Source organism: Nocardioides maradonensis (genome assembly GCF_054777115.1).
Genome location: NZ_BAAHAZ010000003.1, coordinates 120366 through 133521 on the forward strand (window position 1 = coordinate 120366; position 13156 = coordinate 133521).

The 13156-nt window shown below is 69.6% G+C and carries 13 protein-coding genes; 5 read left to right on the top strand and 8 right to left on the bottom strand.

The genetic code is table 11. The features are described from left to right. Positions 1-5: 5 nt before the first annotated feature. The 3 genes from ACYVAQ_RS04115 to ACYVAQ_RS04125 all read right to left on the bottom strand — a co-directional run bounded on the left by ACYVAQ_RS04115 (position 6) and on the right by ACYVAQ_RS04125 (position 3562). Entirely contained in the window at positions 6-887 is an 882-nt protein-coding gene (locus ACYVAQ_RS04115; RefSeq protein ID WP_460787196.1) for an ABC transporter permease, read from the bottom strand. After that, positions 884-1903, bottom strand: a complete 1020-nt coding sequence (locus ACYVAQ_RS04120) for an ABC transporter permease (protein ID WP_460787197.1) — start codon at positions 1901-1903, stop codon at positions 884-886. Before ACYVAQ_RS04120 ends, ACYVAQ_RS04115 begins: the two co-directional genes overlap by 4 nt. Positions 1904-1987: 84 nt before the next feature. Then, positions 1988-3562 (bottom strand): ABC transporter substrate-binding protein, encoded by a 1575-nt coding sequence (locus ACYVAQ_RS04125; RefSeq protein ID WP_460787198.1) that lies wholly within the window; start codon positions 3560-3562, stop codon positions 1988-1990. Positions 3563-3787: 225 nt separating this feature from the next. Between ACYVAQ_RS04125 and ACYVAQ_RS04130 the strand changes: the two genes are divergently transcribed. The 4 genes from ACYVAQ_RS04130 (at position 3788) to ACYVAQ_RS04145 (ending at position 6452) form a co-directional block, all read left to right on the top strand. Further along, positions 3788-4801, top strand: coding sequence for a LacI family DNA-binding transcriptional regulator (locus ACYVAQ_RS04130; RefSeq protein WP_460787199.1), 1014 nt, complete (start codon positions 3788-3790; stop codon positions 4799-4801). Positions 4802-4887: 86 nt separating this feature from the next. Further along, on the top strand, positions 4888-5379 hold the full coding sequence (locus tag ACYVAQ_RS04135; RefSeq protein WP_460787200.1) for a cupin domain-containing protein: 492 nt from the start codon (positions 4888-4890) through the stop codon (positions 5377-5379). 13 nt (positions 5380-5392) lie between these two features. Continuing rightward, entirely contained in the window at positions 5393-6142 is a 750-nt protein-coding gene (locus tag ACYVAQ_RS04140) for an aspartate/glutamate racemase family protein (RefSeq protein ID WP_460787201.1), read from the top strand. 13 nt (positions 6143-6155) lie between these two features. Continuing rightward, positions 6156-6452 (top strand): hypothetical protein, encoded by a 297-nt coding sequence (locus ACYVAQ_RS04145; RefSeq protein WP_460787202.1) that lies wholly within the window; start codon positions 6156-6158, stop codon positions 6450-6452. A 175-nt stretch (positions 6453-6627) separates the two neighbouring features. Here ACYVAQ_RS04145 and ACYVAQ_RS04150 read toward each other — a convergent pair whose 3' ends face one another. The 5 genes from ACYVAQ_RS04150 to ACYVAQ_RS04170 form a co-directional block, all read right to left on the bottom strand. Then, entirely contained in the window at positions 6628-7503 is an 876-nt protein-coding gene (locus ACYVAQ_RS04150) for a purine-nucleoside phosphorylase (RefSeq protein ID WP_460787203.1), read from the bottom strand. Further along, positions 7500-8723, bottom strand: a complete 1224-nt coding sequence (locus tag ACYVAQ_RS04155; RefSeq protein WP_460787204.1) for an amidohydrolase family protein — start codon at positions 8721-8723, stop codon at positions 7500-7502. Before ACYVAQ_RS04155 ends, ACYVAQ_RS04150 begins: the two co-directional genes overlap by 4 nt. A 73-nt stretch (positions 8724-8796) precedes the next feature. Continuing rightward, positions 8797-10389 carry an ABC transporter permease gene (locus tag ACYVAQ_RS04160; RefSeq protein WP_460787205.1) on the bottom strand — a complete coding sequence of 531 codons (1593 nt, stop codon included), beginning with the start codon at positions 10387-10389 and terminating at the stop codon, positions 8797-8799. Beyond that, positions 10390-11211: an ABC transporter ATP-binding protein gene (locus ACYVAQ_RS04165; RefSeq protein ID WP_460787206.1), complete on the bottom strand. Its 822-nt coding sequence runs from the start codon at positions 11209-11211 to the stop codon at positions 10390-10392. Beyond that, positions 11198-12238, bottom strand: a complete 1041-nt coding sequence (locus tag ACYVAQ_RS04170; RefSeq protein ID WP_460787208.1) for an ABC transporter substrate-binding protein — start codon at positions 12236-12238, stop codon at positions 11198-11200. Before ACYVAQ_RS04170 ends, ACYVAQ_RS04165 begins: the two co-directional genes overlap by 14 nt. 207 nt (positions 12239-12445) lie before the next feature. On the opposite strand from ACYVAQ_RS04170, the gene ACYVAQ_RS04175 reads away from it, so the two are divergent. Continuing rightward, positions 12446-13108 (top strand): FadR/GntR family transcriptional regulator, encoded by a 663-nt coding sequence (locus ACYVAQ_RS04175; protein ID WP_460787209.1) that lies wholly within the window; start codon positions 12446-12448, stop codon positions 13106-13108. Positions 13109-13156: the final 48 nt, after the last annotated feature.

Genomic DNA, 13156 nt, shown 5'->3' on the forward strand with positions numbered 1-13156 from the left:
CAGGCTCACGATCCCGTCCGCAACGTGGGGTCCCGACGCACCTGCAACATGTCACCGAGCAGGGCGAACACGATCACCGTGATCGTGATCATCAGGCCCGGCGCCAATGCAGCCCACCAGGCCGTGGTGACGTAGCCTCGCCCACCCGATGCCATCGCACCCCAGTTCGCGCTGGGCGGTTGCGCCCCTACGCCGACGAACGAGAGGCCGGCGAGGATCAGGGACACCCCGCCGATGTCGAACGCCGATTGGACGATCACCAGGTCGAGCGAGTTCGGCAGGACGTGCTTGCGGTGGATGCGGAGCCGTGAGGCACCGAGGATGCGAGCTGCCTCGACGAACGTCGTGGCCTTCGTCTGCCGCATCACGCCGTGCGCCACGCGGGCGTACGCCGGTGAGAGGGCGACGACGATCCCGATGGCCGCCGGCGTCGCCCCGGCACCGAGCACGGCCGAGACGCTCAACGCCAGGACCAGACCCGGCAGGGCCAGGACGATGTCGCAGATCCGCATCACCGCGTCGTCGACCCATCGATTGCCGATCGACGCGAGGCTGGCGACGAGGGTGCCGAGCAGGGCCGCGCAGATCACGACCACCAGGGAGGTCAGGAGCGTGGAGCGGGCACCGACCAGGATCCGGCTGAGGACGTCCCGGCCCTGGTCGTCGGTCCCGAACCAGTGCGACGCGCTCGGCGAGTGGAGCGCCTGGGAGATCTGGGAGTTGTAGGCGTCGTACGGCGCGATCAACGGGCCGAAGACCGCGATGACGACCAGCCCGAGCGCCAGCGCGATGACGACACGGTCCAGCAGGGTGCCACCGGCGGGACGGCGCACCGCCATCAGCGCACCGACGAGCGGGCGCGGTCCGCCCACCTGCGCGGTGGTCACGCCGCCACCGCCTGGGCGCTGCGGATCCGCGGGTCGAGAGCCAGGGGCAGGCAGTCGATGATGAAGTTCAGGATCACGATGACCACTCCGATGAAGACGACGGAGCCGAGCACGGCGAAGGTGTCCTTGCGGAGCACCGCGGTCGTCAGGTAGGACCCGACGCCGGGTCGGTTGAAGATGGATTCGACGAGCACGGCCGATCCGAGCATCCAGCCGAGCTGCACTCCGGAGAGGGTGATGATCGGCAAGGAGCCGTTGCGGAGGACCTCGCGCACCATGATCCGTCGCTGCGAGGCGCCCTTGGCGCGCGACAGCAGGACGTAGTCCTCGTTGAGCTGGGTCAGGAGCGAGGCTCGCGTCATGCGGAAGAGCACCGCACAGAAGGGTGCGGCGAGGGCCGCGGCGGGGAGCACGAGGTGGGTCAGGGTGCTGCCGAACGCCGGGAGGTTGCCCGACAGCAGGCTGTCGATCGTCAGGAAGCCGGTGCGCTTGGGCACGTCGTAGGAGAGATCGATCTGACCGACGGCGGGAAGCAGGTGCCACTGGGCACCGAACAGGAACTGGAGCATGTAGCCCAGCCAGAACACGGGGAAGCCACCGAGCACCACCGAGACCACCCGGCAGCAGACGTCCGGCCAGCGACCGCGGTAGGACGCTGCTACGACACCCATCGGGACGCCGATGAGCACGTTGATCGCCATCGCGACCGCCACCAGCTCCACCGTCGAGGGGATGACCGCCAGCAGGTCCGTCCGGATCGGCCGGTACGTCGCGAGCGACGTACCGAGGTCGCCGTGGGAGAGCCGCCACAGGTAGCTGGCGTACTGGTGGAACACGGAGGTGTCGAGCCCGAGGGCGTGGCGCATCTGCGCCACCTGGTCGGCGGTCGCGGTGGGGCCGGCAGCGACGGCAGCCTCGTCGCCGGGGATGGCCTTGGTCATCACGAAGACGAGCGTCGCCAGGCCCCAGAGCGCCACGACCATCAGCGCCACTCGCCTGATCAGGAAGCGGACCATGGAATTCCACCTTGCCGGGTCGGTGTGATGGACGGTCGGAAGAGCCGTCGGCCGGCGCGGGAGACGCCGGCCGACGGCGGGGGATCACGACCCGGTGCGGATCGCCATCTCGTCGAAGTAGACGTGGATCGGGCTCGGCACGACGCCGGTCACACCTGTACGCGCGACCACCGAGGCCTCGCCCAGGGCGATGTTGAGCGACACGTAGTCCTTGGCGATCAGCACCTGTGCCTGCTTGTAGAGGTCACAGCGCTTGGTCTCGTCCGCGGTCCCGATCGCGGTCTGCACGAGCCTGTCGACCTTCGGGTTGGCGTACTGGCCGAAGTTCGAGCCACGTCCCACGAACTGCGAGTCGTAGGTCTGGAACAGCGTGGTTCCCGGGTCCGGGTACGGCGCGCCTTCGTAGACCATCGAGATGTCGGGAGTCGTCGACGGGCTCTTGAGCATGTCGAGGTACTGGGGGTAGGTCGTCGTCTGCAGCTGGGCGTCGATGCCGATCGCCTTGAGGTTCGACGCCAGGAGGGTGGCTAGATCGGTGAGCTGGCTCAGCGTGGGCTGGTAGAAGATCTTCAGCTTCAGACCACTGGCTCCGGCCTGCTGGATCAGCTGCTTGGCCTGGTCGACGTTCTGCGCCGAGGTGGGCAGATCGGCACGGCAGGCCAGGTATTGCGGCAGGGGCCCGTTCCCGATCTGGCCCTGTCCGCCGAACACCTGCTGGAAGGCGCCCTGGTAGTCGAAGGCGAGGGAGATCGCCTGGCGGACCCGCACGTCCTTGAGCGCGGGGCTCTGGGTGTTCATGAACGCGTACACCGCATAGGTCGTCGGCATCGGCGTGCTGGTGAAGTCGGAGTTGCCCTTGAACGACGCGACGTCCGAGGGGCTCATGTCCTGGGAGAGGTCCAGCCCGCCGGAGAGCAGCGCGTTCTTCGCGGCGGTGCTCTCCTGGATGTAGGAGAGGTTGTACGTGGCCGGTCGACCCGCCTGGAAGTCCCAGTACGTCGCGAAGCGCTGGCCCTTGACGGCACTGTTCGCTGTGAACGACGCCAGCGTGTAGGGACCGGAGCCCGCCTCGTTCGAGGAGAGCCAGGCCTGAGCGTTGTCGGAACCCTCGTGCTTGGCGACCAGCGCCGAGTTGAGGATGTAGACCCGGCTGAGCGCGCCGAGCGCTGTGGTGTCGGGCTTCGTGAGCTTGATGACCACCTGGCCGTCGCCCTTGGCCTCGGCAGAGGCGAAGTTGGGGAGCAGGGAGGCAATGCCCACGTTGAGGGTGTGCAGCCGGTCGAGCGTGAAGACGACGTCCTTCGCCGTCAACGCGGTGCCGTCGTGGAACTTCACGTCCGTGCGGAGCGTCAACGTGATCGACTTGGCGTCGGGAGCCACCGTCCAGCTGCTGGCGAGCCGGGGCACCAGCTTGCTGTTGGAGTCGTAGGAGACCAGTGGGTCGTAGAACAGCTGGTCGGGGTTGTCGGTCTGCTCCTGGTCGGAGTGGATCGGGTCGATGGTCCCGCTGAGCGGGCTACCGATGGTGAAGGAGGACAGTCCGGCGCTCGAGCCGGTGCCACCGCTTCCGCAGGCACTCAACGAACCGGCCGCGACCGCTGCGGCGGCCACGGCGACGGCGGAGCGCCGGATCAACCGACGCTGAGGGGAGTTGTTCACGATGTGGCTCCTGGTTTCTCGAAGTCCGAAGGTTCGGCGAGTCCGTCTGCTTCCGAGTGAGGTGACGGAGTTCACGTGTCGTTGATGGGAACGTTCCCATAGACTGCCAGCGGTGTCAACGGATTTTTCGGCAGACCGGGCCGAACGGGACCGGCACCCACGTTCTAGCCTGATCGTGAACGCCGACCACTCGGCGACGCGGCAGTGCCGCCCGAAGGAGGAGCCATGGCCGTCACGGTGATCGAGGTGGCGCGGGTCGCCGGCGTCTCCAAGTCGACGGCGGCCCGCGCCCTGTCCGACAGCCCGGGCGTCAGCCCCGCGGCACGGAAGCGAGTCATCGCGGCGGCCGAGAGCCTGGGCTATCGGGTCAACCGGATGGCGAGTGCCCTGCGCGCGGGGGAGTCGCGCCTGATCGGACTGGTCGTCACGAACCTCGTCAACGCATCGATCCACACCATCACCGAGGTCGTCCAGTCGCGGGCCCAGGAGGCCGGGTACCAGGTGCTGCTCGGCGTCACGGGAGGCGATCCCGATCGCGAGGCTCACCTGATCGACACGCTCATCGACCACCGCGTGGACGGCCTGATCATCATGGGAACGGGCGCGAACACCGACCGGATCAACAGCCTGGCACAGGCCGGGCTCCCCGTCGTCTCGCTCATCCGGCGCGCGAAGAACGGCCTCACACCCGCGGTTCTGCCTGACAACTACCACGGGGCGTACGAGGCAACCCAGTACCTTCTCGGCCTCGGACACCGGCAGATCGCCTTCCTCGGCGGCGACCTCGGTGTCACGTCGGGGCACGAGCGGTTCGCCGGCTATCGGTCCGCGCTCGAACAGGCAGGCGACGAGGTCAACGACCTCCTCGTGCACCGCGGGCCGTTCGACGTCGCCTTCGGCAGCTCGGCGATGACCCAGCTTCTCGACGGGCCGGCATCCTTCACGGCCCTGCTCGTCGGCAACCACGAGGCGACCTACGGCGTCCTGTCCACGCTCGCCGCCCGGGGTGTCCGTGTGCCTGAGGATCTCAGCGTGATCGCCTTCGAGGACTTCCACTGGTTCGCGACCTGGACGCCGCCCATCACCGTGGTCGACATCGATTCGGGAGCCATCGCCAACGCTACGTTCGACTCGCTCATCGCGCAGATCAAGGGGGGCACGGCCGCCTCCACCGGCGTCGCCCGAACCGGAGCCCACCTCGTGGTGCGTGAGTCCTGCGGCCCGGTCTCCCTGATCTGAGCATCGCCACGGTTCGACCCCTTGACGCTGGCTCTTCTGCGCCTCCATGATTGGGATCGTTCCCACGCGACGAGGTGAGGCAGCAGATGAATCAGCAATCCGACGTGCCCGAGGCTTATTGGATGGGCGGCCGGTTGGTGCAGGTGCGCCACGTGTCCCACGACCCCGCGGCACCGTCCATCAGCGAGTCGCTCCTGCGCGCCGGGCAGGGGCCGGCGATGAACGTGCACCATTACGCCGACTTCACGACGTACCTCCTCGAGGGCTCGATGACGTTCTCGATCGACGGCGAGCTGAGCGAGCTCGGGCCTGGCGGCGTCGCCCACTGCCCGCGCGGCGTTCCCAGCACCTACCTGGTCGGCGAGACCGGGGCCCGGGTGCTGCACGTCGTGACTCCGGGCCACTACTGGATCAACTACGTGCGCGCGCTGGGCACGCCCGCCACCCAGGCGACCCTCCCCCCGGACGACTTCGTGCCGACTCCGATGGAGACGGTCCACCGGCTCGCGCAGGCCAACGGCTTCGAGTTCATCGGCGGTCGGCTCGCCGGAGCCTCCCGGGAGGGTACGCCGACGTGAGTCGAGCCTGCTGATGCGGCTTCTCGTCCTCAACCCCAACGCGACGCCCGCGATCACCCGGCTGATCGACGCGCAGGCTCGGGAAGTTGCGCACCCCACGACGGAGCTCGTCAGCGACCAGCCCCGATGGGGATCACCCTCCATCGAGACCAACATCGACGGCCACGTCGCGACACTGGCGATGCTCGACCTGCTGGCGGAGACGCGCGCGTACGACGGGGTCCTGGTCTCGGCCTTCTCGGACCCGGGTATCGACGCCCTCCGCGAGGCACTCGACGTGCCGGTCGCCGGGATCGGCGCCTCGGGCGTCGCCGCGGCCGCCGAGTTCGGCGACTTCGCCGTCCTCACCGTCGCCCGCTCCTCGGTCGGTCTGGTGCACCGGATGATCGCGGACAACGCGCTGACCGGTTCCTGCGTTGCGGTGCACGCAGCGGCGGTGTCGGTCCTCGATGCCACCGATCCGGCGAAGGTCCGCGCGGAGATGGTCGCCCGCGCGCATGAGCTGGTCCGTACGGCGCGACCCGCGGCGATCTGCATCGGCGGCGGCCCGCTGGGCGTCCATGCCGATGCCGTCGCCGACGCGATCGGCCTCCCGGTCGTCAACGCGGTCCACGCGGGCATCCGGTCCCTGGAGCGACTCGTTGCGACAAAGCCACACGGCAACCGCTCCTCGGCATACGCGCTCGTCGGTCGCAAACCATTCGTCGGGGATCAACCGATCCTCGACGCCCTGAACCAGCTGATCTGGCCCCCCACCGCATAGCGAGAGGAATCCCATGTACGCACACCTTGCCGTCCACTCCCCCTCCGACGACAGGCGCGAGGACGCTCGCGCGGTCCTCGACGAGGTGGGGGCCACCGTCCTCGACGGGGCTCCCGGCCTCATCGCGACGCTGACCGGCGAGGAGGTGGGGACAGGACGCCTGATGGCGATCACGCTCTGGCACGAGCAGGCGGAGTTCGAGGCGGTCCTCCCAGCGATCGTGGAGGCCATCGGCCGCACCGAGATCCACTCCTGGGCCACCCAGCCCGCCGAGGTCGTCCGTTTCACCCAACTGCCCGACCCTGCGTGATGCGCACGAGGCTGCGTCGTCCGCCGGATCCGCCGATCACATCGGCCCCCGGACCAGCTGCTGTCGGAGCAGCCGGCCGCTCGGCGGGATCCGACCCTGACCGTGCCGTCCTCGCCTGCCGCCCGTCCGGTCCCGCCCCGCCGCGGCTGGGCCACTGAGCCGACCGGTCCGGGACTCACCCCGTCCGACCCCGACCGTCCGGCCTGGTCTCGTCGGCCGTTCCGATGCGCTGGACGAGAGCCGCAAGCAGCGCAGCGCAGCGTTCAGAGGCTTGCTGGCCGGCCTCGATGACCTCGGCATGGGAGAGCGGCTGCTCGGCGACACCGGCGGCGAGGTTGGTGACCAGGCTGATGCCGAGCACCTCGAGGCCGCACTGTCGTGCCGCGATCGCCTCGAGAGCCGTTGACATGCCCACCAGCGACCCGCCCATCGCCTTGGCCATCCGCACCTCGGCAGGAGTCTCGTAGTGGGGTCCGCGGAACTGCACGTAGACGCCCTCATCCAGGCCGGGTTCGACCTCGCGCGCGACGGCTCTCAGCCGTGCCGAGTACAGGTCGGTGAGATCGACGAACGTCGCGCCCTCGACCGGCGAGGCCGCGGTCAGGTTGATGTGATCACTGATCAGCACAGGGGTGCCGGGTGACCACGACGGGTCGAGCCCGCCACACCCGTTCGTCAGCACGATGGTGTGGCATCCCAACGCTGCCGCGGTGCGCACGCCGTGGACGACCGCGCGCACTCCGCGCCCCTCGTAGAAGTGCGTGCGGGTCCCGAAGACCAGGGCCCGACGGTCGGTGTCGCCGATGCGGACCGAGCGTATCTCGGAGTGGTGTCCCGCCACGGCCGTGGCGACGAAGCCTGGAACCGCCGGCTGCGGGATGGTCGCCATGGTCTCGCCGAGAAGGTCGGCGGTCTGCCCCCAGCCCGATCCCAGCACAAGGGCCACGTCGTGATGCGGCACGCCGGTCCGCTCGACGATCAGCGCGGCTGCCGAGGCGGCGAGCTCGAAAGCGTCCAGGTGCGGGTCGTCGAACGCGTCGTGCACGGTCATGGCTGGATCAGGGACGGCACCGACACCAGGGCCCCGTCCCGAGCGACGATCCGGCCGCCCTTCATCACCAGCGAGCGGACCGGAGGGAGGACGACCAGCTCCGCCGGCGCCTGTCCCGGGAGGACGACGAGGTCGGCCACATCTCCGACCGCGAGGTCGCAGGTCTCGTAGCCGAAGGCCGCGCGCCCCAGCCGGGAGGTCATGTCGAGCGCGAACTCGAGGTCCTCGTCGCGGCGGAAGTAGGACTTGTAGGACAGCATCATGGCCCGGGCGAGGATGTCGCCGTCGCCCCACGGGGACCACCTGCTGCGCGAGGAGTCGGAGCCCAGACACATGGGCACGCCGATCTCCTGCAGGCGCAGGACGTCCGGGACCGGGAGCAGGCCGTGCACACCGATCGCCACCGCGATGCCGGCGTCGGCCAGCAGCTCGCCGGTCGAGGTGAGCTGCTCGGGCGTGGGCCACGGATCCGCGAGGCAGAACACGTCGCAGAGCGAGACCTTGCCCTGCAGGCCGAGCGCCTTGGTCCGCTGGGCGATCTGCTTGATCAACCACCGCCCCAGGTCGCCGGCCTCGTGGAGGTGGAAGTCGACGCCGACGCCGTACCTCTCCGCCAGGCCGAAGATCAGGTCGAGGGATGCCGTGGCGTCGCCGTCGATGCCGGCGGGGTCCACGCCGGCGACACCGTCGATGCCGAGCTTCAGGGACTCCTCGAGCAGCTCGCTGGTGCCCGGGTGGCTGAGCACCCCGACCTGCCCGAACGCGATGATCTCGAGGTCGACCTGGCCCGCGAAGGCCTCCCGCACCTCGAGCATCCCCTCGACGCCGGCCAGCCCGACCTCGGGCGCGACGTTCGCGAAGGTGCGGACGTTGGTCGAGCCGTGCCGGATGCACTCGGCGAGGAACCGCCCACCGCGCAGGGCGCTCGGCGTCCTGGTCTCCTGCCAGTCCTGGAGGGTGTCGGCGAACATCTGCTCCATCGTGATGGCCTGCGAGACCCGTCGGACCCACGGCTCTCCCCACAGGCTCATGTCGAGGTGGGCGTGGCCGTCGACGAAGCCGGGGAGCACGATCTGACCGCCGAGGTCGATGCGCTCCTCACCGTCGATGGCAGGTGGCGCGACGTCGAGGACCTCGGTGATGCGCCCGTCGTCGATCACGAGGGTCTGCGGCCGTTCCTGGCCGTGGGGGCGTCCGTTGACGAGGACCGTGCGGGACATGGGATCTCCTCTCCTCGCGCCTGTGTGCGCGGGATCCGTGGATGGGTGGAGCGATGGATGGGGGCGGAGGGGTTCAGGAACGGCGGTCGGTGAGCCGTGCCTCCGCGGCCGCGGCGAGGTGGTACGCCGCCAGCGAGGTCAGCAGGATGAGGAACACCGAGCCCCAGATGAAGTCGTAGTCGTAGACGGCCGACGCGACGGTGAGCGTCGCACCCAACCCGCTGCCGGTCGAGAGCCACTCGGCGACCATCGCGGCGCCGATCGAGACGGGGATCGCGACCTTGACCGAGGCCAGCAGACCCGGCAGCGCGTACGGAATCCGGAGCCGGAGGACCGTCTGCCAACGCGGTGCTCCCGCGGCCCGGAGGATGTCCTCCGCCGTGCTGGGGATCGACCGCATGGCCAGCAGCACGTTCACGACCGTGGGGAAGAAGGTCATCACCCCGATCAGCACCGTGACCGCCAACAGCCCCCGGCCGAAGACCAGGGCGAGGAGCGGGATGATCGCCAGCATCGGGATCGACCGCAGCGCGACCGAGACCGCCAGGATCACGCTCTCGACAGCCTTGATCTCGAAGGCGGCGATCGAGATCACCAGCGCGAGCACGACGCCGAAGACGAGGCCGATGCTGGTGTCGGCAAGGGTGTGCACCAGCTGCTGCAGCATGAACATGAGAGCCCGCTCGGACGCGGCGCCGGTCGAGCTCAGCGTCGTGGTCCCGTGCACCAGGTAGGGGATCACCTGGTCGGGGCCGCGGGCGATCGAGGTCGCCTGCGGCACCAGTGTCACCAGCAGCCACCAGGCGACCAGGATCGTCACCAGGGTGGCGACCATGCCGGTCAGGCCGCCCAGCAGTCCGCTCAGCGTGCTCCGTGGCACGTCCCGGCGCTCGGTCGATCCGAGAGTGGTCTCCACCGAGCGGAGTGCCGGGATCAGCGCTCGCGCGGCCAGCGGGATGGCCAGGTAGAACACCGCCGCCAGCACCGAGGTGATGATGAGCAACCCCCACAGTCGAGCGACCTCGAAGGCGCCCTGCGCCTGGATCATCGCCACCCCCAGCCCCTGGCTGGCGCCGAGGTACTCACCGACGATGGCGCCGAGGATCGCGCTCGGGGCGGCGATCTGCAGGCCACCGACGAGGTGGGGAAGGGCCGCGGGGATCCTCGCGCGGCGCAGCACGGTCCACTCGTCACCGCCGGCGGCGCGGATGACGTCGACGGCGCTCGCCGAGACCGAGCGCAGTCCGAGAAGCACCGAGGCCACCGTCATGAAGACCACCGACTGCGCAGCGAGGATGACGCTCGAGGTGTGTCCGTCGTACAGGATCGACAGCAGCGGGGCCACGGCCACGAGGGGCAGCGCGATCGCGGTGACCGCGAACCGTTCGAGCATCCGCTGCAGCACCCGGTAGCGCGACGCGAGGAGTGCGGCGGCGACTGCCAGCAGGTTGCCCCACACGAAACCCTGTGCCGCTTCACCGAGCGTCGCCCGGACGTTGGGCCCGTAGAACGCGCGGTCCGCCCACATCTGCCGGCCGAGCTCGCTCGGTGACGGGACGACAGCGGCGTACGGACCCGATGCGGACACGACCCACCACAGACCAACGAGCACGAGCGCGACGACCCCGTAGCCGGCGGTACGCCGAGAGGAGATCTGCACGCCCATCTAGCTGTCCGATGGCTTCGCGAAGAGGACCGCGGAGATCTCGTCGCACAGGGCGTGGAAGCGCTGGTCCCGCAGCGTGTCGACGGTGCGCGGCCGCGGCAGGTCGATGTCCACGACCTTGGAGATCGTGCCTGGTCGGCTGCTCATCACGACGACCGTGTCGCACAGCAGCACCGCCTCCCCGATGCCGTGGGTGACCAGGACCGTCGTCGTTCCGCGCTCCATCCACATCCGCTGCAGCTCGAAGTTCAGTCGCTGCCGGGTGAGGTCGTCGAGCGCGCCGAACGGCTCGTCGAGCAGCAGCAGGCTGGGGCGGTTGATCAGGGCTCGGGCAAGTGCGACGCGCTGCCGCATGCCGCCGGAGAGCCGCGAGGGACGCGAACCCTCGAAGCCGGCCAGGCCGACCAGCTCGATCAGGTCGGCGACGTCGCGACGATCCGGCGTCTGTCCCGCGACCTGCAGCGGGAGCCGGATGTTGGCCTCGACGCTGCGCCAGGGCAACAGGCCCGCGTCCTGGAAGGCGACCCCGATCCCGTGCTCGGAACGCAGCCGCTGGGGCGTCGTACCGTTCACGGAGATGGTGCCTGCGGACGGGGTGTCCAGGTCGGCGAGCATCCGCAGCACGGTCGACTTGCCGCAGCCGGACGGCCCGATGATGCCGACGAACGCGCCCTTCGGTGCGCGGAAGGTGAAGTCCTGGACGGCCTCGACGTGCCGGTTGCCGTCCCGGAAGGACTTCTGCACTCCGGACAGGTCGAGGCCGCTCGGTGTGGCGTCCGGGTGCAGCGTCACCGAGAGCTCCGAGACCTCAGAAGAGCTCATTGGTGAACAGGGACGGGCTCGCGTCGACGCCGACGATGTTCTTCAGGGCGCTGATCGTCTCGCTGATGAGGGCGTCCGACATGGACAGCAGCGGGGCGTTCGCCGTCGGCTGCACGAAGGGCTTCATCGACTGGATCGTCTTCACCTGCGAGTCGACGGTCAGGCCGAGTGACTTGCCGTAGTCGTTGACGGTGACGCCCGCAGCCGTGGCCGGGTCGCTCAACGCGTCCTGCCAGCCCTGCTGGCTCGCGGCGACGAACTTCTTCAGGATCGCCGCCTGGTCGGGGTTCTTGAGCGCCGCGCCCGTGGTGATCAGCACGTCCTGCATCCGGTTGAAGCCGTAGTCGGCCAGGAGCATGGTGTGCGTCTCGGTGCCCTTGGCCGCCAGCGTGACGGGCTGGTTGGTCGCCAGGCCCCAGAGGGCGTCGACCTCGCGGGCCACCAGCGGCGCCGGGTCGAAGCTGATCGGCACCAGCGTCACCTTGCTCGGATCCACGCCGTTCTTGGTCAGGAAGGCGATCGCGGTGTTCTTGCCCGCGAGCGTGATGCCGAGCTTCTTGCCGACGATGTCGCTCGGCTGCGTGATCGGGGCGTCGGCGAGCGAGACCCAGCACTCCGGGCTCTTCTGGAACTCGGCGCCGATGATCTTCAGGTCGGCGCCGTGGTTCACCGCGTTGGCCACGTTCTCGGGCACGGGCTGGACTGCGACCAGGGCCTTGCCCGTGGTGACGATCGGCTCGGGGGTGACGTTCGGGCCGCCGGGCATGATCGTCGGCGAGACGCCGGCCGAGCTGTAGTGCCCGTTCTTGGCGGCCATGAAGAAGCCGGAGTACTCCGCGTTCGCGACCCACCCGAGCTGGAGGCCGAACGACGAGCTGGCGGAGCCGTTCGAGGTCGCGCCGCCGCCGCACCCTGCGAGGAGGGGTACGCCGAGGGCGCCGGCGCCGAGGGCGACGCCGCCCAGTCCGGCGCGACAGAGGAGACCGCGTCGGCTGAGCGACGCAGAGGAGAGGTTGTTGATGTCCACGCAAAGCTCCTGATCGGTGTCTGGAGGGGAACTGTCGTCGAGGCGATGACGACCGCGGCGATGCGGCACCCGCAGGCTATGCCCGCCGGATCGCAACTGGCAATACCGGTAAGACCAATTTATTCTGGACCGCCGGGAGCCGGTGGACCCGGGCGGGGCGGGCATAGGCTGCTCCGCGGATCGAGCCGGCAGGAGGGAACACGGGCCATGGCCTTCAGCACGCAGCGCTCCCGCGTGGCGGACGAGCTCTTCCAGGGCATCCGGCACGGGCGCTACCCGGGCGGGAGCCGGCTGCCCTCCGAGCGCCAGCTCGCGGTCGAGTTCGAGGTGTCCCGGCCGGTGGTCCGCGAGGCGCTCGGCATGCTGAGCTCGCTGGGTGTCGTCGAGATCCAGGTGGGCCGCGGCGCCTTCGTGACCGAGAAGGACGTCGCCGAGCAGTCCCAGCAGGTCCAACGCTCGCTGACGGACCTGGACCTGGTCCGGGAGAACGTCGAGTGCGGCGCGCTGCTGCTCCTGCGCCGGCGCGGGCCGTCGGACGAGGCGAAGGACGTCGTGCGGTCCGCCCTGGCCCATCTCGAGAACGCGGTCCGCGCGCGGCAGGAGCTCAGCGATGCCGACCACGCACTCCACCGCAGCCTGGTGCAGGCCACCGGGTCGCCGTCGCTGCTGCGGGTGTGGGACGAGCACACCGACGAGATCGACCGGATCGTCCAGATCGACCCGAAGGGTCACGTCATGACCGAGGACGACCTCGAGCGTCACCGGGTCATCGCCGGCGGCGTGGTCGGTGAGGACGTCGACGCCGCGATCGAGACCTGCCACGCGCTGCACGAGGAGTACCGCGACTTCCTCCAGCGCCTGCTCACCTGATCCGGAGCCCTTGACATCGGCGGGGCCGGACCACAGGATCCCGCCAGG